Origin of the sequence: Cupriavidus sp. HMR-1, assembly GCF_000319775.1 — a bacterium.
Lineage (GTDB): Bacteria > Pseudomonadota > Gammaproteobacteria > Burkholderiales > Burkholderiaceae > Cupriavidus > Cupriavidus metallidurans.
The window spans coordinates 1-23,290 of the sequence record NZ_ANKP01000054.1; the positions used below are offsets into that span (position 1 = coordinate 1).

The window sequence follows — 23,290 nt, forward strand, 5'->3', positions numbered from 1 at the left end:
GGTCAGCGCGCTGGCCAGGCGCCGGCAGCGCGCGTAGGTGTCGCGCCAGTTCTGGCGCACCGTGCCATGCACGATGGCCAGGCGATCGCCGTAGACCTCGGCCGCGCGGGCGATGAAGTCGAGCGGGGTGATCGGAACGTAGTTGGCCGGGTTGCGGGCCAGTCCGGTGTCGTAGTCGGTCGGCATGGCGTGTCTCCTATTGTGATCCTTGGGGATTCGTCGAATGAAATCCGGCGCAAGCTATCATCTCGCCTCCGGCGGACTCTGTCGTCCGGATGACAGATCTGGCGTTTTCGATGCGTTGCAGCATTGTGAGTGCCCAGAAAATTGATTCTCATCAAATGTCTTCGTCCCTTGATCAGGTTAACGCTCTGCTGGCCCAGCATGACTGGTTTCGTGCGCTGTCCCCGGCGCATCAGGCGCTGGCGGCGTCCGAGACCGTTGTCCGCGAATACCCCGCAGGCGGCTATATCGCCCGGCGCGGCGAGTTCTCGCGCTACTGGATCGGGGTCGATACGGGGCTGATCAAGCTCGCGGTCTATACGCCGGACGGGCGCGGTTGCACGTTTTCCGGCGTGCCCGCCGGCGGCTGGTGCGGCGAGGGCAGCGTGATCAAGCGCGAGGATCGCCGCTATGACGTGATCGCGATCCGCGACTCGCGGGTGCTGCTGGTGCCGGAGACGGTCTTCAACAGGTTGTTGTCGGATAGCCTGCCCTTCGCCGGTTTCGTGGTGCGGCAGCTCAACGAGCGCATGGGCCAGTTCATCGCCACGGTGCAGAACGATCGGCTGCTTGGCGCCGATGCGCGTGTAGCACAGGCCGTCGCGCAATTGTTCCATCCGGCGCTGTACCCGAAGACCACGGAAGTGCTGGAACTCTCACAGGAAGAGATTGGCCTGCTGACCGGTCTGTCGCGCCAGCGTGTGAATCAGGCGTTGCGCCGGCTGGAGGCTGGCGGCATGGTCAGCCTTGCTTACCAGACCATCAGGGTGACCGATCTCGAGGGATTGCGACGCTTCGGCTTGTCGGAGTTGTGAGGGCGAGAGGCTGAGGGCGTCGAAATTGCGGCGCCGGGTGCGCAATCTGGTGCCACGAGTCACGTGTCGGGCACTTGCGGCTAGCGCTTTCCCTTAGTGCCTTTCCCTTAATGCCTTTCCCCAAGTGCTACTGGTTGCGGATGTTCCCATACTGAGGGCTCGCCACGTTCGCGCGGCGATCACTTTGACTCATGGGATCTGCCACCATGCTCGCGATTTCTGTCTGGTTTCTCGCTTCCCTCGGTGTCGGCATGTTTGCCACGGCATTGGGACGCTCCAGCCCTGCCTGGATTCTCTTCTCGCTGATCCTGAGCCCGTCTCTTGGTCTGATCGTTGTTGCCGTGCTCGATAAGAAGCGCGTGCGGTCCGCTCGCGTGCTGGCCACTTCCTCCTCGCCCGCGGCGGCGATCTCCGTGCCCGCATAACGCTGCGGGTAACGCAGGTGGGCCAGGGCCCACCTGATTGCTGTCGTGGCTTAGCTGTGCGCGCCGTCGGTGTACGGGTCGCGCCGGTCCGTGACATTCGCGGTGTCTGCATAGACATCGAACCTGCTTGCCTTGCCACCATCGGTGTACGGATCACGTGGTCCGATGGCATGTGCGTGACCTTCCGGCATCGCCGTCGTAGTGGGGGTGAGTCCGGCGGCGGACGTTACCGTGGCGAAAGATGCAAGCGAGGCAATGGCGGCAACGGCTGCCGCCGCGATACGGGCTTTCATGATCATCTCCTGAGGCAGTACGAAGGGGTGCCCAGCACCTGCGGCCACAATGGACCACGAACGGCCGCGCATGGGCTTGCATGCCGACCACGCGCCCGAGAATCGTTCGATCCTGTCGTTCCGGCTCTACGCGCCGCGGTGCCATGCACCTGTAGAACTGCCCGGCCCGGCGCCTTATTCCCGAAAGAAGACGAAAATATTCCTGGGAATAAATGCCGGATTCCGGCGGTAAATGCCGCTTTGAAGTGACCAGGGCGCTGCTACGCTGTGTTGACATGGCTGTCAGGCAGCCATGCTCGAGCCGGTTGCAGCGGTGCAGTTCGCCCCTGGTGGTCACCGGCATTTCCATATCAAGACGGAACGCTCATGTTCACAGGGTCGATTCATTGGTTGAGAGGCGTCGCGATCGTCGCGCTGCTTGGCGCAGCGTCTGACATGGCATTCGCCGCATCGCAGACGAAGTCGCTCGATACGCAACGCGGTATCCGTGATGGCAGCAGCGGCGGCACCGAACTGAGCACCGCGCCGCTTTCGCAGCGGGGCGTGACTGGCACGCACCCGATGGGGCCAACCGACGGATCGGCGCAGTACCCGTACATCGTCGCCCCGTATATCCAGGTAGGGCCGGGCGGCGGGCCGATTCCCAATCCGCCGCATCCACCGTACCCTCCGCAACCGCCTCGCCCCAGGCCCACGCCGCACGCGCCGTAAGCCACGAGCGGCAAGGGGTAGTGGCAGGTGGCTATTGCAGGTTGCCCCAGCGTGCAACCGCTGGCTCGGCATTGGCCCATTTCCACTGGCCTTGCTGCTGGCAGGCCGTGACGAAGAACCATTGGGAAGTTTTGGCGGGCTGCCCGTTCGTCTCCGACTCGACGGTGGAAAACAAGGCTTCCTTGCAGAGAACGAGTGGACTGTCGATGACGCGGATTACTTGTAGCACGCCGTGTTGATTGCCATAGGCGACGGCATGCCGGACCTCCCAGGGCTGCTCGAAGCCGATCGGCGTATCACCGATGACCGCTGCGATGCTGTCCTGCTCCTCGCGTTGCCAGTACCGGTAGACGTACTTGCCAGCCGCATCGGCCGCCGCGCTGACGCCGACCGCGACACCGTATCCCACAACAGGATTTGCCGTGACGGCACCGGTGGTAATTCCGGCTACGGCACCCGAGATTTCGCCGACGGAACTGCACGCGCAGAGACTCGCGACCGCCGCCGACAAGACCAACCTCGCGCACAGCGTCCTCACTGAAGCGAACCCCACCGCTCGGTAGCGGGCTCGGCGGATGCCCACTTCCATACCGACCCGTCGCGGCAAACCGCGGCGATATAGAAGCCGTTGCCCTTGTTCGCATCGTCGACGGAGAAAATGATCTCCTTGCAGGCAAGGTAGGCATTGCCCAGCAAGCGCGTCACGGTCACCTGTCCCTTCTCATCGGGTTCGAGCGGCACGGTGTGAGCCACTTCCCAGGTCGCCACTGCGCCGACATCGAGGTTGCCAGCCACCTGCGCGATCTGATGCTGCGTTTCGGCGTGAACCTTGCGCTGACTGGCTTGCAGGGCGGCCTTGGCGCCAGCCTGCACACCGAGACCAATGCCCGTGGCAATGGCCGCGTTTTCCGTGACCGCGCCGGCAATGGCAGCGCCGCCCATGCCAGCGACAGCCGTCGTGCCCTCATTCATCAGTGAACTGCAGCCGGTCAGCATCCCCGCCGACATCGCCGTCAGCAGGAGGGTGGTGACACAGACAAGCTTATGCATGGGGCACATCCAGACAGGCATCGAAACAACCTGCGGAAACTATCACAGTGCCGCAACGCCCGCAGCCATGGCCCTTTGCCATGGGTCATGAATCAGACATTTCTGGGCATCGTCGGGGAAGTCGTCCTGGAGCCCGCCCACTGATCGAACTGCCCATATGCGGATCGAGTGCGATCACCGATCCGCCGCAAGTCCTTTGATGGTGGCAATCTCGCTTGCCGCCATGGCGAACCGCTGGCGGATGATCTCGAAGGCCATCATCGTTGCGGGCGCCATGGTGCGGTTGCCATGCCGGACGATGCCGAGCGTCAAGTCCAGTTCCAGCGCGGGCCGTACGTCAAGTTCGACAATGAGCTGTGATTTGAGCGCGGAGATCGCGGCAAGGTCCGTCAGCGGGACAACTGCATCGGTGGATGCCACGATCTCCAGGACGGTGCCGATGTCGTCCGAAATCAGCGCGAACTGGTCCTGCACTGGCGCGGGCAGTTCGTAGAGTTGCGCAATCCGTTGTCCCAGCGATGGTTCGAAGTAGCCGGGCGCGATCAGAGGGTACTCACGGATCTGCGCGGCGCTGACATTTTCGTTGTGTGAGAGCGGGTGATCGCGCCGCGCATACCAGCCAAATGTGCAAGGAAAGATGGATTCGATCGCCAGCCCATCGTGCAGCTTTGCCACGCGGGTGTCGCCGACGAAGAAGTCGATGCGTTCGGCATGCAGGGCATCAAGGAGTCGCTCGGACGTGTCGATCAGGCTGCGCAGCCGCAGTCCAGGCGATGTGCGCAGCAGTTCAGCCAGCATCGGGCGCAGGATTGGCGTGGCAAGCGAAGAGCCCATCCCTACCGAGAACGTGCCGAGATCGCCGGACTGCATCAGGCCGAGTGTCCGTAGGCCTTCTTTTTCGTCGGAAAGCATGCGGCGCGCGCGGGGCGCATAGGCGATGGCATAGGTGGTCGGGCGCAGCCGCCGGTCATTCCTGTCGAACAGCGGCACGCCAAGCGTGTCTTCAAGCGCGCGGATGCTGCGAGATAGCGCTGGCTGGCTCAGATGAACCGATTCGGCCGCCGCAGCCAATGAGCCGGTATCGAGAAGGGCCAGAAAGTGGCGTAGTTGACGCGTATTCATGACGATGACAGCCCACTTGCATGAATTGCATTTTAACCAGAATTTAGTTGCAATTTACACAAGTAGTGGATGTCTCCAAACTGCGGCCAGATCCATTCCGACTGCCGCATCGTTCCATGTCATCCGCCCCAATTCAAAAGTCACTTCTTCCGGTCGTGGCGATCATCACGGATCGTATCGACCTCCACAGGCATCCGGCTTACTCGGTTCTCGGTGGCTATGTGCGGGCTGTTAGCGAGATTGCCGGTGCGCAGCCGCTGCTGCTCCCGGCGTGCGCCGACGCCATCGATGCCAACACGTTGATCGACACGCTGGACGGCATCGTCCTGACCGGCAGTCCGTCCAACATCGCGGCGGAAAGGTATGGAGCCACGCCCCTGCCGGCAACGACATGCCAGGACCCCCACCGTGACGCCGCGGTGTTTGGTCTGCTGCCAGCCCTGATCGATGCCGGGGTCCCGATACTGGGGATCTGCCGTGGCTTTCAGGAGTTGAACGTCTTGCATGGCGGCACGCTCGAGCGCGCGGTGCACGCCCAGCCTGGCCGACTGGATCATCGGGAGGGCGACCACGACCGACCGATCCAGCAGTGGTACGACGATAGCCACGATATCCACATCGTGCCTGGTGGCTGGCTGGAAGGGATCGCAGGGCGTTCGGCCGTGGTCAATTCGCTGCATCACCAGGGCGTCGAGCGGCTCGGTGCCGGACTGCGTATCGAAGCAACGGCGCCCGATGGACTCGTGGAGGCGTTCTCGCTTGCCAACGCAGCGCAATTCACGCTTGCCGTCCAGTGGCATCCGGAGATGCGTATCGACGACTGCGGCCTGGCCAAAGCGATCTTTTCCGCGTTTGGACGCGCTTGTGGCGAACGTCGCGCCACACGGACGCGCGCATCCCGACCGACATTCCCCGCCTGAGGTCATCGGCATATGGAATCAGCGCTGCATCATCGAGGAGTCAAGGTGCAACCAGAAGTTCGTAACCTGTTCAGTCGAACCTACGCGGAGGCCCGGCAGAAGTTCCTGCAGGTCGCCGCATCGCGAGGGCTCGACGTCGAGTCCCATGAACTGCCGCTCGAGGGTGCCCACGGCGAGTCGCTGGCCACGGACGTCGTGCGCGACGGGCCGCTGCATGCTTCGAAGCTGGCCGTCATCATCAGTGGCGTGCACGGCGTGGAAGGCTACTGTGGCTCCGCCATTCAGACCGGGTTGCTTGGCCTTGGCCCGGTAGCGGCGCCGGACACGGCGGTGCTGTATATCCATGCGGTCAATCCCCACGGGTTCTCGTACTCGCGCCGGGAGACGCAGGAGAACGTCGACCTGAATCGCAATTTCGTCGACTTCTCGGCTCCGTTGCCGGACAACAAGCCCTATGCGGAGATCCATGAACTCTTGCTCCCCACGGAGTGGCCGCCCAGCGATGACAACGAGCTGGCGCTGTTCATGTTGCGCAAGGAGTGGGGCGTGAAGGGGTTTCAGCGTGCTGTCTCGCTGGGTCAATACCGCTTCGAGGATGGCATGCATTTTGGCGGGCGCGAGCCGGCCTGGAGCAACACCACATTTCGTCGGATCCTCCAACGCCATGCGCGCAACTGCCAGCATCTGGGCTCCATTGATGTTCACACTGGGCTTGGACCTTATGGCGTGGGGGAGCGCATCTTCGCTTGCCTCGACGAAGGGCGTTCGCTGGAGCGAGCGCGTCGTTGGTGGGGGGATGTGACGTCCGTTCATGCCGGGACTTCGAACAGCATCCCGATGACCGGGCCGATCCAGTTCGCACTCTTCGACGAATGCGCGCAGGCCGAGCAGACCAATCTCTGCCTGGAGTTCGGCACGTATCCGATGCCGCAAGTCATCGGCGCCAGCCGTGCCGAACACTGGCTGCACCGCCACGGTTCGTCTGACCCGCTGCAGGCGGCGGCCATCCGCCAGACCCTCAAGGATGCTTTCTATCCCCAGGCGGACGACTGGCAACAGGCTGTCTGGCAACAGGGCCGCGACGTGTTCCTGCGGACCCTGAATGGACTGCGGGAAGACTGATCGTCTGAGCAGGCCCTCAGCCCATTCATAACGATTCCAAGGAGACAAAATGCGCGCCACCAGTCCGGCGTCTGCCCAGACGCTTGCGGTTCACACGGCGAGGGATGTCGGCGAGCCCGACGTTCGGCCAGTCATTGGTCGGGCCGCGGTTGCCGCCGCCGTTGCCGGCAATGCCCTCGAGTTCTACGACTTCGTCATCTACGCATACTTTGCCGTCTACATCGGTCGCGCATTTTTTCCGGTCGGTGGCGAGTTCGGCAGCCTGCTGCTCGCGGCCGCCACCTTCGGAGTGGGATTCTTCACCCGCCCACTCGGCGCCGTCCTGATCGGCGCGCTGGCTGACAGGGCCGGTCGCAAGCCTGCAATGATCCTGACCGTGGCGTTGATCACCTTTGGCACGCTTGGCATGGCCGCCACGCCAAGCTATGCGTCCATCGGTATCGCCGCTCCCATCATCGTGGTGGCTTGCCGTTTGCTACAAGGCCTGGCGCTCGGCGGAGAGGTGGGGCCAGCAACCGCGCTACTCGTCGAGGCCGCGCCGCCGAATCGCCGCGCACTTTACGCGAGTTGGCAATTGGCCAGCCAGGGTATTGCCGTGGCGGTTGGTGGACTGCTGGGCGTTGCGGTGTCGATATTGCTGCCGGCGGAAGACCTGGCCGCCTGGGGGTGGCGTATCCCCTTCGTGATTAGCATCGCGCTCGTGCCGGTCGCCCTGAAAATTCGTCGCAGCCTGCCCGAAACCTTCGAAGCCCGGACCGAGCGCAGCACGGCCGAGGTGGTCGGTGGCCTGATGAAGTCGCACCGGCGCTATGTTGTTCTGGGCGTGCTGATGGTGCTGTCTGCCTCGGTCGCGTCTCAGATTGGCAACTACATGACCACTTACGCGATCCAGACGTTGCACCTGCCCGCAACACTTGCGCAGACCAGCGCTCTCGTTGGTGGCGTGATGACGTTCGCGTTCGGACTGGTGGGAGGCTGGCTATGCGATTGGCGCGGCCGGAAGATTGTCCTGATTGCGCCGCGCGTCGCGCTGATGCTGTTGATCGTGCCAATGTTCTGGTGGCTGGGCGCAATGCCCGGTGCCATCAGCTTCCTGACCGTGACAGCGGTACTCGCAGCGCTCACCGCCATGAGTGCCGCGGCATCGATTGTCGTGATTCCCGAGTTGTTGCCGGCTGGCTTTCGCAGTATCGGCGTCTCTCTGGTCTACGCGATCGGTACCACGCTATTCGGAGGGACCACGCAGTTCGTGGTGACAGGCTTGCTGGCCTGGACGCACAACCCTAACGCGCCGGCCTGGTACCTCGCCGCCACCAGCGTCGTCAGCCTTGTGGCGATCTGGCTCCTGCCGGAAACGCGCGGCACCGACATCTCCGAATAGCACGCGCCTGTTCGCCAGTGGGACGCAGTGCCGTCCCAGTGTTCCCAATCCGCAGTGCAAGCCAAAGCCGGGGTAATTCGCTGGCGGGGGGCAATTGCGCCCATTTTCCTGACCGACAACCTGTCAGGGCCACGGCAGCCTGAAGTTTTGTGGGGGCGGCGGTGTTTTCGCGCCGTTCCGGCAGGAGTGGAAGGTCTTTCAGACCGATGAGAGGAGAAACATAACGATGAAGAAAATCTTTTTTGCGACGGCGGTGCTTGGCACCATGGGTACTGCACACGCTCAGTCGAGCGTGACACTCTATGGTGTCGCGGATGCCAACATCGAGTACGTCAGTCATCTTGGCTCTCAGCCGCCAACACCTGCTAATGGCTTCAATGCCGGGCAGGGTGGGAACACATGGCGACTGACTTCGGGTGGCCTGTCCAGTTCACGCTGGGGTTTGCGCGGCGTGGAGGATCTCGGTAGCGGCACCAAGGCCGTGTACGTGCTGGAAAGCGGGTTCAGCATCGACAACGGTGTGCAGTCGCAAGGCCGGTTGTTCGGTCGCCAGGCATACGTTGGACTCGATAGTCGCTATGGCCAGTTCCTGTTCGGGCGCCAGTACACGTCGCTATTCCACATCATGGCGAACTACTCGCCCACGGCCTATGCGGTGCAGTACGAACCCGTCGTGGCATTCGCAGGTGCGAACCTTCGCGAAGACAACACGGCCAAATACATCGGCACATTCGGCCCGGTGACGGCCATCGCGCACTGGTCGTTCGGCACGGGTGTCGCGCTGCCGGGTACGAGTCAGGGCGCGCCAAGCGTGGGCGGCAATGGCGAAGTGCCGGGCCAGTTCCGTCGCGACTCCGCCTATGGCCTTGGTGCGGAATATGCAGCAGGCCCCTTCGGTGTCGCCGTGGCCTATGACCAGTACAACCCGAGCCTTAGCTCAGCCGCGGGCGCTTTCGTCGGTACCGGCTCATTCAAGAAAGCGACGATCGGTGCCAGCTATACGCTGGGTGCCACCGCCAAGATCATGGGCGGCTATCGCTGGGGTCAGAACAAGGCGCAAGACGGCTCCACGCTGATTCTGCGGGACGACTTCTTCTGGATTGGCGGCAACTACCAGGTCACCCCGGCCCTGGGTCTGACGCTGGAGTACAACTACGACAACGTGAAGAACCTGCTGGGCCAGACGCATCTGGCCAACCCATGGCAGGTGTCCTTCATCGCTGACTACACGCTGTCCAAACGCACCGACCTGTACCTGACGACGGCGTTCTCGAAGAACGCGGGCCTCAACTTCGATACGTCGGCCATCAGCTTCGCGAACGGATACTTCCTCGCCAGCGGCCAGAGCACGATGCTCGGCGTCGCGCTCGGCGTACGTCACAAGTTCTGAACGCTTGGGCCATCGGCCTGCTGGTGGCTCAAAAAAGGCCAGGCCAGTGAATGCATTCACTGGCCTGGCCTTTTCGTTTCCACCATCTCGATGGCGCGTTCGCTTTCCTGATCGGCTCTCAGACTTCCTTCGTCATTGCCTTGAAGTCGATCCATTGATCGAATTGTTCGTTGGTGACGTGGCCCGATGCGATGGCGGCCTCGCGCAACGAGAGGTTCTTCTTGACCGCGAGCTTCGCGATCTCGGCAGCCTTGTCGTAGCCGATATGCGGGTTGAGCGCGGTCACCGACATCAACGAGCGCTCAAGCAGTTCCTGAATGCGCGCGCGATCGGGTTCCACGCCTTCGACCATATGTTCGGCGAAGCTCGATGCAGCGTCGGCCAGCAGTGTGACGGACTGCATCAGGCTGTAGATGATCACTGGCTTGTACGCATTGAGTTCCAGCGTGCCGAGGCTGTTTGCCAGTGTCACCGTCGTGTGATTGCCGATGACGCGGCAACAGACCATCGCCAAGGCCTCAGCCTGCGTCGGATTGACCTTGCCGGGCATGATCGACGAGCCGGGCTCGTTGGCGGGCAATTGCAGTTCGGCAAAGCCGGCACGGGGCCCCGAGCCCAGCAGCATGAAATCGCGGGCGATCTTCAGGAATGACGAAGCCGTGGTGTTCAGCGCGCCGGACAGGTCGGCCAGCGCGTCGTGGGCGGCTTGCAGTGCGTAGCGGTTTGGCGCGGGCTCGAACGGCAGGCTGGTGTAGGTGGCCAGCGCGCGGGCAAAGGCGACGGCGAATCCCGGCGGCGCGTTGAGTCCGGTGCCGACTGCCGTGCCACCCTGCGGCACCGGCATCGCGCGCAGCATGGCCTGTTGCAGGCGCGACTGGGCATCGGCCACCTGCGTCATGTAGCCGGAGAATTCCTGGCCCAGCGTCAGCGGCACGGCGTCCTGCAGATGGGTGCGGCCGACCTTTACGATATCGTCGAACGCCTCGACCTTCTTCGCGAAAGTCTGCTGGAGTTTTTCCAGCGAAGGCAGCAGCGTCTGCTGGATCGCGCGCGTGGCCGCGATGTGCATCGCCGTCGGAAAGCTGTCGTTGGAAGACTGGCTGCAGTTGACGTGGTCGTTCGGATGCACCGGCTTCTTGCTGCCGACCTCGCCGCCCAGGAGCTGGATGGCCCGGTTGGAGATGACCTCATTCAGGTTCATGTTGGTCTGGGTGCCGGAGCCCGTCTGCCAAACGGAGAGCGGAAACTCGCCCGGCCATTTGCCGGCGATCACTTCCTCGGCGGCACGTTCGATGGCATCGGCCAGATCGGGCTTGAGCACGCCGAGTTCCCGGTTGGCGCGGGCCGCGCACAGTTTCAGTATTGCGAACGCCTCGATCAACGCCGGCGGCATTTTTTCGCTGCCGATTCGGAAATTCTGACGCGATCGCTCGGTCTGGGCACCCCAGAGATGATCCGCTGGGACGGCGACGTCTCCAAGGCTGTCTTTCTCGATGCGGGTGGCGGACGACTTCTCGGACATGGACGGACTCCTTCAGGAAAGGGATCGCAGCAAGTGCTGAGTACGATCTGCAAGAATAGCCGCCTGGTGTGATATCCGCCGTGTACTGGAACAAAGTCCCTGCCGCCGGTGCGTGCATGGATGCACGCCGGCGGCGGTTGCCTGGTCAGGTTGGGACGGGGCGCTTCAGGCAGTCATCTTCAGGCACATCTCCATGCAGGCGGCGCAGGCCTTGGCGCATTCCTGGCAATGCCAATGGTCATAGCGCTCGCATTCCTCCTTGCACCACTTGCACACTTCGGCACAGTCTTCGCAGACCAGAGGCGCGAACTCGCTGTTGCGCAGCATGTAGGACGCGGCCAGGTTGGCGATGCCTGCGCAATCCATATCGAGCGCAATGCAGCGCGTCATCTTCTTCGTGTCGGGCTCCTCCAGGCAAGCGGCCGCGCACTTGAGGCATGCGGCGGCGGCGGCATTGCAGGCTGCGATACAGTCGGCGTAACGGGAGAAATTCTCCTGCACGGTGGGTCGAATCATCGGTGTCCTCCTTGGGGGGGTAGGTGGTAGGCAACCGTTATCCACAATAGCAGGCGTATCGTGGTCGTGCCGGACACGCGTACTGGTCTACAATGGCACGCCCGTGCCATGCGCCGGCGGAGTCTGGATGAATCCTTTGAGTGGGGTTTGGCCGACGAAGCGCGCAGAAGGCCGTGGTAGACGAAAACAGGCAGTCAGAAAGGACAGCATCATGGGTGAGGCAAAACGGCGGGGAACGCCCGAGGAACGGGCACAACAGGCGCGTGCGCGCGTCGATGCACTGCGGCCGGCACAACTGGTCTGCGGGGCCTGCAAGACGTCGTTCACCAATTTCGATGCCATCCCGGCGCCAGGATTGCACGGCATCGACGCGGTATTCGGCGGTCAATGCCCGAACTGCGGCAACGACGTGGTCGTGTTCAAGGGCGAGTCTAAGGCCGTGGCCGAGGCCATGCTGGCCTACGAGAGGATGATGGGCGAGAACGCGAAGCTCGGCTACCAGTCGGCGGACGGCCGCCATGTGCCGTTCGACGCGGATGCGCCCCAGGCGTCGGACGCTTCCGACGAATCTACGAAGCACTGAGCAGCGGCCCCAGCTCTGGCTCCAGCGCTAGCGTCACCGGCCAGCCAATTCTGACACTGTCAGGCGGCTTTCAGCGCCGAAAGTGGGTCAGGCCCCAGCGTCTGCCAGCAGTTCCGCGGGGCCGATTTCGTAGCGGCCCCGGCCCAGGGCCTTGGCGCGATACAGCAGTACATCGGCCTGCCGCATCAGCGTTTCCTCGCTGATCGGCGTGCCCTTGTAGAGCGCCACGCCGATGCTCACATCGACGTCGGCCAGTATTCCATCGAAATAGAAGTGCCGACCGACCGATTCCAGGATCGCGCCGGCAATTCGCTGCGCCGTGGCTGGCGTGCCGATGTCCTCGAGAATCACCGCGAATTCGTCCCCGCCGATGCGCGCGACATGATCGCTCTCGCGCACACAGCGCCGCAGACGCAGCGCGAATGCCTGCAGCAGCAGATCGCCGGTGGCATGGCCGTGGATGTCGTTGACGGCCTTGAAGCGATCCATGTCCAGATAGAGCAGGGCCATCAGTTGCTGCTCGGCACGGCTCAGCGTCATCGCGTCCCGCAAATGGCTTTCGAAGGCGTTGCGGTTCTGGAGTTGGGTCAGGTGGTCCGTTCGCGAGATATGCGACAGCCGCAGATTCTCCACCTTGCGCCGCGTGATGTCCTCCACGTGAATGTGTACGCCCACCACCTGCCGGCCATCCTCGCCCCATTCCGGGCGATAGTTCATTTCCATCCAGTGATGATGCGGGTAGTGATACTCGGCCTCGAAGCTGACTTCCTCGCCCCGCAGTGCGCGCTGCAGGAAGGGCTGGGCGCGTGCGTAGCGTTCCTCGCCCAGCACTTCGCGCACGGTCTTGCCCTGGATTTCATCCAGCGACATACCGAATACTCGTTCGTAGGCGATGTTGTTGAAGACGTAGCGCTCGTCGCTGTCGATGAAGGCCAGCAGTGCCGGGAGCGTGTCGGTGACCGCGCGCAACCGCCGTTCGCTGCGTGCCAGTTGCAGTCCGCGCTGGCGCATGTCACGCATCAGGCGGATGAAGGCGCCGGTGACATCGCCGATCTCGTCGCGGTGCGGTCGCTTTGGCAAGCGCTGAAATGCATCCAGGTCGTTCGCGCTCGCCTGCACCACCTGATGCAGGCGCGAAAGCGGCGTCAGTAACTGACGCACCGCCAGCCAGATCAGCAGCGCCACCACCGACAAGGCGATGGCCGACATCATCAGGAATCGCCGCTGCATCTGGCGCAGCGGCGCGTAGGCTTCCTGCGCCGGCATCACGGCCACGAGTTCCCAGCCTGTGCTTGCCATCAGCCGGCGGGCGATCACGGGTCGGGTCGGCGTGAGAAATTCCAGTGGCGCGCTGTGATCGTCCACGCCGCAGGTCTCGCCAATGGCGCGGGCGGGCTTGCGCGCCATGGTGGGGTCCGGATGCTGGACATAGACGGGTTCGCTGCCGGCCGACACCAGACAGTAGAAGCCCGTGGTGCCCAGCCGGTTGTTGGCGATTTCCACCAGGAAGTTCGAGTTGGCAAGGTTGAGCCAGCCCCCCGCGACGCCCAGGAACTCACCGGACGACGAGAGCACCGGTACCGCCACCAGGACACCCACATAGCCGCCGACGCGGGAGCGGATCGGCGCGGCAACCACGACATTGCGCGTGCGAATGGCCTCAAGGAAGTAGGCGCGGTCACCCACTTCGACGGGCTTGCCGTCCATGGTGAGGACTGTGCCAGCCGCGTCGACGACCATCACGGCATTGAACGCCTCGGGCATCGGTATCGTGCGGTCGATTGCCTGCTGTAGCGCCGCCCGTACGGCATCGTGTGGCTGGTCATGCGCGGAAGCGAGCGTGTCGCGCAGTTGCGGTGCCAGGTGAGAGAGCAGCTCGATGCGGTCGTCCATCGCGGTGTCGAGCTGGTCCACCGACAGCTTGACGATGGAGTCCTGCTGGTTCTGCAGCGCGTCTTCGAGATCGAGATGGGCGAAGTAGAGCGAGCCGATGACGATGCCTCCGCCGAGAATGGCGGCAAGCACCGTGGTGATCAGCGCAATGCGTACCTTGAGCGACGGCAGTAACCGGGGCATGTGAGTGTCACGGAGTCGATGTGGCATCGAAAGCCTGTGAGTTCGCTGGAGCCAGCGCGTCGCGCATGTCTGGTTGCTGGCGAACGTAAGTTATCACGTTCGCCTGATGATGAAAGCCCGGAGAAATCGGGTTTGACAGCCTGCGTTCCATGCGTCTCTTGTCATCGGAAGCGAACCGGCCGCTACTGTGCGGGCACAGGCACACAAGGTATAGTGCGCCAGACACGGTGTTCTTCGGGTGTCCTTCGCCAGGGAAAGGGCCCACAACGCCTCCACTGCTGTTTCATTCCTTCGTTCATGCAACCGCTCCTGTCACCGCTCGTCTGGCTTCCGCTGCTACTCGCGACGGCTGCTGTCATGCTGGCGGGATGGCTCGCAGGCCGTCTTCGGCGCGAGCGCCAGGAGGCGCGCAAGCAAGCGACGCTCGCGGATGCCTATATCAGCCACATGGCGAAGCACGATGCGCTGACGGGGCTGCCAAACCGGTCGGAACTGCATGAGCGATGCGAAGTACTGCTCGCGGAAGCGCGCCGTCGTGGCAGCGGTGTGGCGCTGCTGTTGCTTGACCTCGACCATTTCAAACATATCAATGAAACGCTCGGCCATCCCGTGGGGGATGACCTGCTGAGGACCATTGCCGACCGCATTCGCGGCGCGGTGCGGCCCCGCGATGTGGTGGCGCGCATGGGCGGCGACGAATTTGCCGTGGCGCTTGGCGACTTGCGCTTCGATGGCGAAGCCGAGCTGGTGGCCGCCAAGATTCTTGCGCGCGTGTCCGAGGACCTGCCGCTGGCTGGCGAACATGTTCGCGTCACGCCCTCGCTCGGTATGGCGATCTTTCCCCAGGATGGCAATTCCCTGACGGACCTGATGAAATCGGCCGACGCGGCGATGTATGCCGCCAAGCATGGCGGGCGCGCCCAACTGCGGCGTTTTGCCAGCGAGATGGCGGAGGCATCGCGGACGCGCTTCACGATCGAGGGGTTGCTCCGTCGCGCGCTGGCCAAGGGGGAGTTCCGGTTGCGTTACCAGCCGATCGTCGACGTTTCCAGGCTGGCGCTGCTCGGGGTCGAGGCCCTGATCGCCTGGGAGACCCCCGAGCGCGGCGTGATGCAGCCGTCTGAGTTCATCCCGATCGCCGAGCAGTGCGGGCTCGTCAGCGAGCTTGGCGAGTGGGTGCTGGGCAAGGCTTGCCAGGATATCCAGTCGGTGCGTCAGGAACTGGGGTGCGATATCGATGTCGCGGTCAATATTTCGCCGCTGCAATTGCGCCAGGCAAGTTTCCCGGCGGCCGTCGCGCAGGCGTTGCGCGCTTCCGGGCTGCCGGCCGCCAGTCTGACCATCGAGGTGACCGAGGGCATTCTCGTCGACGGCAGCGAGACCACCGTCGAGACGCTCCGGCAGGTGCGCCAGCTGGGCGTGGGGATTTCGATCGACGACTTCGGTACGGGCTACTCGGGGCTGGGCTATCTGACCCGCCTGCCAATCAGCAAGCTCAAGATCGACAAGTCGTTTGTCGATGATCTCGCCGTGCCAGGACACGACCGGGCGGTGGCCGCGGCCATCGTCGCGCTCGGGCGCCAGTTGCATCTGCAGGTGGTGGCCGAGGGCGTGGAGACAAAAGCGCAGTTCGATTTCCTGCGCGCCGAAGGGTGCGATGCCGTGCAGGGTTACCTGTTCAGCCAGCCGGTTGGACTGGATACGCTGCGTCAGATCCTGCGTGGCGATAGCAGTCTGGCCAATGCGGACGTGCTTGCGGCCTGACATGGCGGCATGACGTCTGGCACGCCGCGGGCATCCGCAGAAACGGGTACGCAACGTTACGCACGCATCGGGTGGATACGCGGTGGCTGAGACGTTCGATCCCACCCAAACAAACAAACCGGCAGGCCGCTGGCGCGGCGTGCCGGTTTCGTCATTCAAGCGTGGCTTGGGAATCAGGAATCAGGTGTGGGAAACGGTCGCCGGTGCCATGGCGACGGTCTCGGCGACGGGATTGTGGAGTCGGCGATACAACTCGTCGATCCGTGTGCGGCTGGTGGCCAACTCTTCACGCCCCAGTTCGGTGAGCAGGTAAACCCGCCCGATACCGTCGCGCAGGACGCTTTCGAGATAACCCTCCATCTGCAGCGCACGCAGCAGAGGTCGTACGGAGCCGATGTCTACCTGGAATCCGTAATCCATGAGCATTTCCGCAAGCATCGCCACGGTGGCGGGCACCTCCATGGCGAATTGCATGACGTAGACGCGGGCGAGCAAGCCGAGGAACTGTCGTTTCATGTCGCTGGCAACGCTGTAAGGGGGCTGATGGTTGACGCGGGAACGCAACGTGCACCATACGCCAGTTGCTGTATGTGGCCCTGCTGTGACATACGATACAACTTTTCGTCGCGACAAAAAAAGAAGCCGCCAGGATTGCCTGGCGGCTTGTCGGGAATGCGTCGGAGGGGTCAATTAACTCTGGCGCAGTACAGATTTTAAAGGAATCGAATACGCGATGTCACGCCCTGTGCTGGTGCCCCCTACATTTGAGGGGTGATTACGAAAGGAAATCGAAAGTAACTTGCGGCGGAAGCGCAACAATCGCCGCATTTCTGCCCTTTACGATGCGATTTCGATGATTTTGCGGCGCAGCAAAGACATCCCCTCGTCCAGCAGGGGAATGTCCGAATCCAGCGTGCTGCTTGCCAGTTTCAGCGCTTTAATACCTTCCCGTGGAGCCGTTGCTCCGCGCCGCATCGACCAATGTGCTGATTTTGTCGCATATCAGCAACGGTCTGATGTTTTTCGGTTTGATCATTGCATTTCATAAACCAATGAGACCCGCTGACCTGATCCGTCTTCTACTGCTGTCGGCCATCTGGGGCGCCAGCTTCTTGTTTATCCGCATCGCCGCCCCGGTGCTCGGGCCGCTGCCGACGGCATTCTTCCGGGTGCTGATCGGTGCCGTGACGCTTGCCGCCTGCCTTCCGATGCTCGGGCTCAAATGGGACATGCAGGGCAAGTGGCGTGCCGTGATCATCCTCGGCATCATCAACTCGGGCATTCCTTTCGTGATGTATGCCATCGCTGCGCTCTGGTTGCCAGCCGGGTACTCGGCGATCTTTAACGCGATGACACCGCTGATGGGGGTGCTGATCGGCTCGCTGTTCTTTGCCGAAAAGCTGACGCGTGCCAAGGCGGCTGGTGTCCTGATGGGGCTGGCGGGTGTCGGCGTGCTGACGCGGACGGGGCCGGTGGTGTTCTCGCACGAGGTGTTGCTCGGCGCGCTGGCTTGCCTGGTGGCAACGTCATGCTACGGACTGGCGGGCTTCCTGACGCGCCGGTGGATCACTGCTCGAGGCGGTCTGGACAGTCGCCTGGTCGCTGCCGGCAGCCTGGTGGGCGCAACGTTGTTCCTGCTGCCTTTCAGCGCGGTCGCGCTGTGGCGAGAGAACACGCTGCCGGCTGCGGGCCCTGGCGTCTGGGCGGCGATGCTCGCGGTCGGGATGTTCTGTACCGCGATCGCCTACGTGCTGTACTTCCGGCTGATTGCCGACCTGGGTCCGGTCAAATCGCTGACCGTGACCTTCCTGATCCCGCCGTTCGGCATCGTTTGGGGCTGGATGTTCCTCGGGGAATCGCTGTCATGGGCCCACGCCGCCGGGATGGCGCTGATTGGCGTGGCGGTCTGGCTGGTATTGCGACCCGCCGCGCCGGCAGTGGCGCCGGCGCCGGCCCGGTCGTGATCGTCACGCTGGATCAACGGCGGTAGTAGTCGTCGTGATGGTGCCACGCGTGGTACTCGCGGCGGTCATACCAGCGGCGGCCGTCCCAATAACGATCCCCGTGCCAGCCGACAACGACTGCTGGCGCCACATAGACCGGCGGGCCAGGGCGGTAGACGACCGGAGGGGGCGGCGCTATATAGGCGGGCGGTGGGGGTGCCACCACCACGGGCGCGGGAGCTACAACGACGGGTGCGGGAGCGACCACCACCGGCGCGGGCACGCCGAGACTGACGCCGATATCGACGCGAGCCATTGCGGAGGCGGAGGCAGCGAGCGCGGCTGCGCCAGCGAGGAAAATCGAAAAGTAGAGAGGACGCTTGTTGTTCATGGTCTTCAGCCTTCACCAGAAGGCGTGAGTTGCTACACCTCAACTCTACCCATGTGGCGTATTACCATTCGCGCGTGTTTGTAACGGAAACTGGCTATTCTGTAAGCAACATCCGGGGTTTCAGCGCCCCGCGCCGACGTCTGCTTCCACTGCTCCAATGCGTGACTGCTGGCAATCGGGGCAGAGTCCATACAGCACCAGCATGTGCTCGCGCAGCACGAAATCATTGCGCGCCGCCACCTGTTTCTGGCGTTGCTCGATCGCCTCGTCACGAAACTCCTCGACGCGGCCGCATTCCAGGCAGATCAGATGGTCGTGATGACCGCCCTCGTTGAGTTCGAAGACAGAATGATCGGATTCAAAGCTGTGGCGTAACAGGATGTCCGCCTGCACGAGCTGGTTGAGCACCCGATAGACCGTCGACAGCCCGGCATCGATGCCCAGTTCAAGCATGGTCCGATAGACGTCTTCCGCGCTCAGGTGGCGGCGTTCGCTTGCGCGGAATACTTCAAGCACGTGCATGCGCGGAGACGTGGCCCTCAGGCCAGCGCGCTTGAGTGGGACTACATCGGCATTCACGTTGGAGGTCATCATGCGGATCTCGCCCGCGAGCGGGCGGTGCAATGGAACCAGGCGATGGCCTGGAATGGAACGGGAAAGAAGGAGTCAGGCGGAAGACGCCCGGTCCGGCGCGTGTCGCATCGTCCCGGGCGGCGCGCCGTGCCTGGACGGCGCGCGGAATAAAAAGGTGGCCTGGCTTGTTGCTGGATGACGCGATCGGGAAAACGGGGTCTGGTTGTTTTCCCGATCTTCCTGCAACTGGCTACTACCAAACGCTCCGTGTTTCGGAGCGGTCCCCACAAAAGTCGGTATCGGGCGTCGCGAGCCTGGTTTCAGCCGGAGACGACGCTCTGAATGAAATCTTGTACTGTCCGGTCCCGGCCACTCGCCGCGCGTCAGACAGTGATCGAATAGTAAATGGGAATCGATCTCATTACAAGGGATTTTTTCGATCGGGGTTTGCGGTCCGATAGGTAGGGCCGGTATCAAGCAGCGGATTCGCCGACACTCGCCCCACTGCGGCATTGCCGCTTGTCGTGCCGTTTCCGACTGTCCGAACGTGTTCAGACCGAACATGCTCCAGCCTTCTGGCTGCTAGCGCACAGATCTTGCCATTCGAGCGAGCGTAGTAATGGCAATACTTGCCGGGTTCCTGGGCAAGAGCCCGCTCTGCATGCTTGCCATGCCGCTATCGAATCCGCGTTGATGGCGGGGCGGCAAAGCGCAGTGCGCCGTCGTCCTGACATTCGTAGGATGCGCTGTGGGTGACAATCTCAAATCGGCTTGCGCCGCTCTCATATCCGCCAGTGTCATCATCTTTGCCTATGCAAAGGTCTCGAACACCGAGGTAACTTCCGTGCTTGCCCAATTGTTCCACGTGGTCGCCGAGCCGTTGCGCTGGCTCCTCTAGAGCGGCCGTCCCCGGGGCGGACGCATAGTAGAGAATGCATCCCTGGACTGGATCCCGGGCCAAGTTCATCGACGCGACCGCAGTCGGAAGCCGAAGCAAGTTCTGGCTAGTTCATTCCCGCCAGACACGCTGGTATTCCCCGGCTGCCAGCGCCAACCCCCGAACCTATACTTCAACGTTGTTGCAGCGCGACTTCATGCCAGTCGCCCACGCGTGGCGGCGGGGTACTGCTGGGTGTTGGCTGGAATGCCGCGCACCGTTCAATGTATTGGTAATTCGTTGTCCATTCGAGAGCGCTCTACCGCGCCAACCAGGAGACAAGGATGAAAGACGGGGCATCAGGAGCTGCGGCATTCGTCGCCGCACGGGATTTTCTGCTGCGACATCGCGCGGACTACGAACGCGCATACGGGGAATTTGCCTGGCCGCAGCTCGGCGAATTCAACTGGGCGCTCGATTACTTCGACGTCATGGCTCGGGGAAACGACAATCCCGCACTCTGGATTGTGGACAGCCCCGATGATGCGGGCGCGCCATTGTCTTTCAGGGAGATGTCGGAACGGTCTTCTCGCATGGCCAACTACCTTCGTGGCGTAGGTGTCTCGCGCGGCGACCGGCTCCTCCTGATGCTGCCCAATCGGGTCGAGTTGTGGGACGTCATGCTGGCGGCGATGAAGCTCGGTGCCGTCGTGCTGCCTGCCACGACCCAGCTATCTCCCGACGATGTTCGTGATCGCGTGCAACTCGGCGAGGCGCGGTTCGTCGTGGTTGACGGTGCGGAGCTGGGCAAATTCGACGGCGTTGACGCGAGTGTCACCCGTATCGCGGTGGGCGAGCGTGTCGCCGGGTGGCATCACATCGGCGACGCGTATCAGGCGTCGCCAACCTTCGTCCCGGACGGGGTGACTCGCGCGACGGATCTGCTGCTCCTGTATTTCACGTCGGGCACGACATCGAAACCGAAGCTGGTCGAACACACGCATCAGAGCTATCCAGTTGGCCACTTGTCGACGATGTACTGGATTGGGCTGCAGCCCGGAGACATCCACTGGAACATCAGTTCCCCGGGATGGGCCAAGCACGCATGGAGTTGCTTCTTCGCGCCTTGGAATGCCCAGGCGTGCGTCTTCATCTACAACTTCGCCCGCTTTGTTCCGAGGGATGCGCTGGACGTGCTCGTGAAACGCAACGTAACCACGCTCTGCGCCCCGCCCACGGTATGGCGAATGCTCGTGCAGGAGCCATTGGCTTCGTATGCGGTAAAGCTGCGCGAGATCGTCGGGGCAGGAGAACCGCTCAACCCGGAAATCATCGAGCGGGTGCAGAGCGCGTGGGGCATCACCATTCGCGACGGATTCGGGCAGACCGAGACTACCTGCCAGATCGGCAACCCGCCGGGTCAGCCCGTCGTGCCCGGCTCGATGGGCAGGCCGCTTCCCGGGTACCGTGTCGATCTGGTGGATCCGGATGATCATCTCGCAAACGAAGGCGAGATCGTCCTCTCGCTGGCCAGCCGCCCGCTTGGATTGATGGCGGGCTATTCGAACAACGAGAAGGCGACTGCGGAAGCCATGCGCAATGGCTTCTATCACACGTCCGATATCGCGATGCGCCGGGACGACGGGTACCTTGTCTACGTGGGTCGTGCGGACGATGTCTTCAAGGCATCGGACTACCGGCTGAGTCCATTCGAACTGGAGAGCGTCCTGATCGAACACGAAGCCATTGGCGAGGCCGCCGTTGTGCCGAGCCCAGACCCGGTGAAGCTGTATGTACCAAAGGCCTATGTCACGGTTCGCCAGGGCTACGAGGCGGGCCCCGAACTGGCCAGGGCAGTATTCCGCTTTTCGAGAGAGAAGCTTGCCCCGTACAAGCGGATTCGCAGGCTGCAGTTCAGCGAGCTACCCAAGACGATCTCCGGAAAGATCCGCCGTGTTGACCTCCGCCGCCGCGAGATGGAGCGCGAGGATCAGTCGTCAAGGATGCCCGGGGAATACTGGGAGGAAGATTTCCCCGACTTGCGTTGACTGATGTTGACTGATGGCGTGGCAAGACCCGCGGAGGGCGGATCAGGAACCGCACTCCGCTAGCCGAACTTGCGAATCAGGTGCTGCAAGCGCTCGCAGGCATTGGGAAGCTGTCGCTCGATAGCCGTCGCGACACCAAGCAGCAACCCCGATCGTTGAGTGACAGTGGAGCAGTAGCACCCCGATAGCGGGGCGGGTGCAAGCCCGTACGCATAGGCTTCCTGCGCGATTCGCTGGTCATCAGCGCCATCGGGGAGCCGGACCACCACGGCGAGCCCGGCCGCGTAGGCCTGCATGCCTCTGGCATCGAGCGCCGTCAGTAACGCATCGCTGCGGCCAGCATAGACCCGTTTCATCCGACGCAGGTGACGCAAGTAGTGCGCATCGCGCATGAATGCCGCCGTCGCCAACTGCACGGCCGGTCCGGGGGCGGAGCCCAGGCACGCCACAGCTTCCTCGAAGCGGGAGACCAGCGCAGGCGGAGCAACGGCAAATCCAAGCCGCAGCGTCGGGCTGATCGTCTTGCTGAATGTCCCTATATGGATGACGCGTCCCGTGCGGTCCTGCGATACCAGTGCTGGCGCCGCGCGACGCTTCAACTGGAGTTCGCCCAGATAGTCGTCTTCGATGATCCAGGCACCCGTTCGATTGGCCCAGTCGATAAGGCGCATTCGGCGCGCGAGCGACAACGTCGGTCCCAATGGCGCCTGTTGTCCAGCGGTTACCAGTGCCAGCGCCGCATCCGGGGCGTGCTGCTTGCCGTATTCGACGTTCATGCCATCCGCGTCGACCGGAATGGGAACCGGCGTGCATCCACGGATTGTCAATGCCATGCGGGCCGGCAGAAACCCGGGATTCTCGACCCATGCCTTGTGGCCCGCGACGCGAAGCACATGCAGTGCGACACCAAGCGCGCCGGTGAATCCCGCAGCAACGAAGATTTGCGAAGGCTGACATGCAATGCCACGCGACAAGGCCAGATGGGCGGCAATCTCCCGTCGGAGCACATGCTCGCCCCGTGGGTCGGGGTATGCCGCGGGCGCTTCGACCTCCTCACGCGCCGCACGCGCTCTCAGGCGTCCGAACAGCGCGGCCGGAAAGCAGTCCGAGGCCGGCACGCCCATCTGGAACACCGCTGGCCCAGGAAGAAAGTGCTGATATAGCCGGGACTGCAGATCGCTCTCGATGGAACGTGCGCTTTCCCTGGCGGGGGCGGCCACGGCGGAGTAGTCGGACACGCGCGTCCCACCCGCCCGTGATGAGACAACCCGTTGCGCATCGGCCAGTCGCTCATATGCCGCCTTGACCGTGCCGCGCGCGACGCCCAGTTGTGTCGCAAGGTCGACCCACGAGGGCAGTCTGGCACCGGAGACGAGCACCTTGTTCTCGATCGCACGCGTGATGCCTAGCCGTATCTGCTCCGCCAGCGGCGTCCTGGCGTCGCGATCGAGCTTCAGGTCCAGGATATTCCTCATGATTTCTGGTGCATTGGTTTTGCGCGTTTTTGGTTCTTTTTTATGAACCTGAGAGCGTTCATGATTCCAGC

General features: G+C 62.9%; 23 protein-coding genes and 1 pseudogene. 11 read left to right on the plus strand and 13 right to left on the minus strand.

The genetic code is table 11. The annotated features are described in order from the left end of the window. Positions 1-186, minus strand: a pseudogene (locus tag D769_RS08320) (acyl-CoA synthetase); the annotation flags it as partial. A 155-nt stretch (positions 187-341) separates the two neighbouring features. Between D769_RS08320 and D769_RS08325 the strand changes: the two are divergent. Both D769_RS08325 and D769_RS08330 read left to right on the plus strand, forming a co-directional pair. After that, the gene (locus D769_RS08325; protein ID WP_008643959.1) at positions 342-1,037 is read left to right on the plus strand and encodes a Crp/Fnr family transcriptional regulator; all 696 of its coding nucleotides are present in this window, start codon (positions 342-344) and stop codon (positions 1,035-1,037) included. Between the two features lie 206 nt (positions 1,038-1,243). Continuing rightward, positions 1,244-1,462, plus strand: coding sequence for a hypothetical protein (locus tag D769_RS08330; protein ID WP_011520164.1), 219 nt, complete (start codon positions 1,244-1,246; stop codon positions 1,460-1,462). 50 nt (positions 1,463-1,512) lie between these two features. Here D769_RS08330 and D769_RS08335 read toward each other — a convergent pair whose 3' ends face one another. Further along, the gene (locus D769_RS08335; protein WP_008643961.1) at positions 1,513-1,755 is read right to left on the minus strand and encodes a hypothetical protein; all 243 of its coding nucleotides are present in this window, start codon (positions 1,753-1,755) and stop codon (positions 1,513-1,515) included. 435 nt (positions 1,756-2,190) lie between these two features. On the opposite strand from D769_RS08335, the gene D769_RS32630 reads away from it, so the two are divergent. Further along, positions 2,191-2,466: a hypothetical protein gene (locus tag D769_RS32630; protein WP_241227843.1), complete on the plus strand. Its 276-nt coding sequence runs from the start codon at positions 2,191-2,193 to the stop codon at positions 2,464-2,466. 31 nt (positions 2,467-2,497) lie between these two features. Here the strand turns inward: D769_RS32630 and D769_RS08345 are convergent, their stop codons facing one another. The 3 genes from D769_RS08345 to D769_RS08355 all read right to left on the minus strand — a co-directional run bounded on the left by D769_RS08345 (position 2,498) and on the right by D769_RS08355 (position 4,638). Continuing rightward, positions 2,498-2,977: a hypothetical protein gene (locus D769_RS08345; protein ID WP_346773379.1), complete on the minus strand. Its 480-nt coding sequence runs from the start codon at positions 2,975-2,977 to the stop codon at positions 2,498-2,500. A gap of 23 nt (positions 2,978-3,000) precedes the next feature. Further along, entirely contained in the window at positions 3,001-3,516 is a 516-nt protein-coding gene (locus D769_RS08350; protein ID WP_008643964.1) for a hypothetical protein, read from the minus strand. A gap of 174 nt (positions 3,517-3,690) precedes the next feature. Further along, the gene (locus D769_RS08355; RefSeq protein ID WP_008643965.1) at positions 3,691-4,638 is read right to left on the minus strand and encodes a LysR family transcriptional regulator; all 948 of its coding nucleotides are present in this window, start codon (positions 4,636-4,638) and stop codon (positions 3,691-3,693) included. 116 nt (positions 4,639-4,754) lie between these two features. Between D769_RS08355 and D769_RS08360 the strand changes: the two genes are divergently transcribed. The 4 genes from D769_RS08360 (at position 4,755) to D769_RS08375 (ending at position 9,451) form a co-directional block, all read left to right on the plus strand. Then, positions 4,755-5,558 carry a gamma-glutamyl-gamma-aminobutyrate hydrolase family protein gene (locus tag D769_RS08360; protein ID WP_008643966.1) on the plus strand — a complete coding sequence of 268 codons (804 nt, stop codon included), beginning with the start codon at positions 4,755-4,757 and terminating at the stop codon, positions 5,556-5,558. 45 nt (positions 5,559-5,603) lie between these two features. Next, on the plus strand, positions 5,604-6,680 hold the full coding sequence (locus tag D769_RS08365) for a M14 family metallopeptidase (RefSeq protein ID WP_241227844.1): 1,077 nt from the start codon (positions 5,604-5,606) through the stop codon (positions 6,678-6,680). Positions 6,681-6,729: 49 nt separating this feature from the next. After that, positions 6,730-8,061, plus strand: coding sequence for an MFS transporter (locus D769_RS08370; protein WP_008643969.1), 1,332 nt, complete (start codon positions 6,730-6,732; stop codon positions 8,059-8,061). Positions 8,062-8,287: 226 nt separating this feature from the next. Further along, positions 8,288-9,451, plus strand: a complete 1,164-nt coding sequence (locus D769_RS08375) for a porin (RefSeq protein WP_008643970.1) — start codon at positions 8,288-8,290, stop codon at positions 9,449-9,451. 118 nt (positions 9,452-9,569) lie between these two features. Here D769_RS08375 and fumC read toward each other — a convergent pair whose 3' ends face one another. Next, positions 9,570-10,973: a class II fumarate hydratase gene (gene fumC / locus D769_RS08380; protein WP_008643971.1), complete on the minus strand. Its 1,404-nt coding sequence runs from the start codon at positions 10,971-10,973 to the stop codon at positions 9,570-9,572. Between the two features lie 165 nt (positions 10,974-11,138). Continuing rightward, positions 11,139-11,489 carry a four-helix bundle copper-binding protein gene (locus D769_RS08385; protein ID WP_008643972.1) on the minus strand — a complete coding sequence of 117 codons (351 nt, stop codon included), beginning with the start codon at positions 11,487-11,489 and terminating at the stop codon, positions 11,139-11,141. 211 nt (positions 11,490-11,700) lie between these two features. Here D769_RS08385 and D769_RS08390 point away from each other — a divergent pair, with 211 nt between their 5' ends. After that, positions 11,701-12,072: a hypothetical protein gene (locus D769_RS08390; RefSeq protein WP_008643973.1), complete on the plus strand. Its 372-nt coding sequence runs from the start codon at positions 11,701-11,703 to the stop codon at positions 12,070-12,072. An 87-nt stretch (positions 12,073-12,159) separates the two neighbouring features. On the opposite strand, the gene D769_RS08395 is transcribed toward D769_RS08390, so the two are convergent. Continuing rightward, entirely contained in the window at positions 12,160-14,148 is a 1,989-nt protein-coding gene (locus D769_RS08395; protein WP_008643974.1) for a diguanylate cyclase, read from the minus strand. A gap of 18 nt (positions 14,149-14,166) precedes the next feature. On the opposite strand from D769_RS08395, the gene D769_RS08400 reads away from it, so the two are divergent. Continuing rightward, a complete protein-coding gene (locus D769_RS08400) occupies positions 14,167-15,912 on the plus strand; it encodes an EAL domain-containing protein (RefSeq protein ID WP_040010948.1) in 1,746 nt (581 codons plus the stop codon). A 180-nt stretch (positions 15,913-16,092) separates the two neighbouring features. Here D769_RS08400 and D769_RS08405 read toward each other — a convergent pair whose 3' ends face one another. Further along, positions 16,093-16,428 (minus strand): PadR family transcriptional regulator, encoded by a 336-nt coding sequence (locus D769_RS08405; protein WP_008643977.1) that lies wholly within the window; start codon positions 16,426-16,428, stop codon positions 16,093-16,095. A gap of 321 nt (positions 16,429-16,749) precedes the next feature. Next, complete coding sequence (locus D769_RS32275) at positions 16,750-16,887, minus strand: hypothetical protein (protein ID WP_160172196.1); 138 nt, start codon at positions 16,885-16,887, stop codon at positions 16,750-16,752. A 77-nt stretch (positions 16,888-16,964) separates the two neighbouring features. Between D769_RS32275 and D769_RS08410 the strand changes: the two genes are divergently transcribed. Continuing rightward, the gene (locus D769_RS08410; protein ID WP_035883072.1) at positions 16,965-17,876 is read left to right on the plus strand and encodes a DMT family transporter; all 912 of its coding nucleotides are present in this window, start codon (positions 16,965-16,967) and stop codon (positions 17,874-17,876) included. A gap of 13 nt (positions 17,877-17,889) precedes the next feature. Here the strand turns inward: D769_RS08410 and D769_RS30920 are convergent, their stop codons facing one another. Then, on the minus strand, positions 17,890-18,246 hold the full coding sequence (locus tag D769_RS30920; protein ID WP_008643981.1) for a hypothetical protein: 357 nt from the start codon (positions 18,244-18,246) through the stop codon (positions 17,890-17,892). A gap of 120 nt (positions 18,247-18,366) precedes the next feature. After that, on the minus strand, positions 18,367-18,840 hold the full coding sequence (fur, locus tag D769_RS08415) for a ferric iron uptake transcriptional regulator (protein WP_008643982.1): 474 nt from the start codon (positions 18,838-18,840) through the stop codon (positions 18,367-18,369). A gap of 1,200 nt (positions 18,841-20,040) precedes the next feature. Here fur and D769_RS08420 point away from each other — a divergent pair. Further along, positions 20,041-21,744: an AMP-binding protein gene (locus D769_RS08420; RefSeq protein ID WP_008643985.1), complete on the plus strand. Its 1,704-nt coding sequence runs from the start codon at positions 20,041-20,043 to the stop codon at positions 21,742-21,744. Between the two features lie 59 nt (positions 21,745-21,803). Here D769_RS08420 and D769_RS08425 read toward each other — a convergent pair whose 3' ends face one another. Then, positions 21,804-23,219, minus strand: coding sequence for a PLP-dependent aminotransferase family protein (locus D769_RS08425; RefSeq protein WP_008643986.1), 1,416 nt, complete (start codon positions 23,217-23,219; stop codon positions 21,804-21,806). Positions 23,220-23,290: the final 71 nt, after the last annotated feature.

Coding starts and splice junctions, on each gene's coding strand:
- D769_RS08325 (WP_008643959.1), top strand. CDS start 342: ATGTCTTCGTCCCTTGATCAGGTTAACGCTCTGCTGGCCCAGCATGAC.
- D769_RS08330 (WP_011520164.1), top strand. CDS start 1,244: ATGCTCGCGATTTCTGTCTGGTTTCTCGCTTCCCTCGGTGTCGGCATG.
- D769_RS08335 (WP_008643961.1), bottom strand. CDS start 1,755: ATGAAAGCCCGTATCGCGGCGGCAGCCGTTGCCGCCATTGCCTCGCTT.
- D769_RS32630 (WP_241227843.1), top strand. CDS start 2,191: ATGGCATTCGCCGCATCGCAGACGAAGTCGCTCGATACGCAACGCGGT.
- D769_RS08350 (WP_008643964.1), bottom strand. CDS start 3,516: ATGCATAAGCTTGTCTGTGTCACCACCCTCCTGCTGACGGCGATGTCG.
- D769_RS08355 (WP_008643965.1), bottom strand. CDS start 4,638: ATGAATACGCGTCAACTACGCCACTTTCTGGCCCTTCTCGATACCGGC.
- D769_RS08360 (WP_008643966.1), top strand. CDS start 4,755: ATGTCATCCGCCCCAATTCAAAAGTCACTTCTTCCGGTCGTGGCGATC.
- D769_RS08370 (WP_008643969.1), top strand. CDS start 6,730: ATGCGCGCCACCAGTCCGGCGTCTGCCCAGACGCTTGCGGTTCACACG.
- D769_RS08375 (WP_008643970.1), top strand. CDS start 8,288: ATGAAGAAAATCTTTTTTGCGACGGCGGTGCTTGGCACCATGGGTACT.
- fumC (WP_008643971.1), bottom strand. CDS start 10,973: ATGTCCGAGAAGTCGTCCGCCACCCGCATCGAGAAAGACAGCCTTGGA.
- D769_RS08385 (WP_008643972.1), bottom strand. CDS start 11,489: ATGATTCGACCCACCGTGCAGGAGAATTTCTCCCGTTACGCCGACTGT.
- D769_RS08390 (WP_008643973.1), top strand. CDS start 11,701: ATGGGTGAGGCAAAACGGCGGGGAACGCCCGAGGAACGGGCACAACAG.
- D769_RS08395 (WP_008643974.1), bottom strand. CDS start 14,148: ATGCCCCGGTTACTGCCGTCGCTCAAGGTACGCATTGCGCTGATCACC.
- D769_RS08400 (WP_040010948.1), top strand. CDS start 14,167: ATGTGGCATCGAAAGCCTGTGAGTTCGCTGGAGCCAGCGCGTCGCGCA.
- D769_RS08405 (WP_008643977.1), bottom strand. CDS start 16,428: ATGAAACGACAGTTCCTCGGCTTGCTCGCCCGCGTCTACGTCATGCAA.
- D769_RS32275 (WP_160172196.1), bottom strand. CDS start 16,887: ATGCGGCGCGGAGCAACGGCTCCACGGGAAGGTATTAAAGCGCTGAAA.
- D769_RS08410 (WP_035883072.1), top strand. CDS start 16,965: ATGAGACCCGCTGACCTGATCCGTCTTCTACTGCTGTCGGCCATCTGG.
- D769_RS30920 (WP_008643981.1), bottom strand. CDS start 18,246: ATGAACAACAAGCGTCCTCTCTACTTTTCGATTTTCCTCGCTGGCGCA.
- fur (WP_008643982.1), bottom strand. CDS start 18,840: ATGATGACCTCCAACGTGAATGCCGATGTAGTCCCACTCAAGCGCGCT.
- D769_RS08420 (WP_008643985.1), top strand. CDS start 20,041: ATGAAAGACGGGGCATCAGGAGCTGCGGCATTCGTCGCCGCACGGGAT.
- D769_RS08425 (WP_008643986.1), bottom strand. CDS start 23,219: ATGAGGAATATCCTGGACCTGAAGCTCGATCGCGACGCCAGGACGCCG.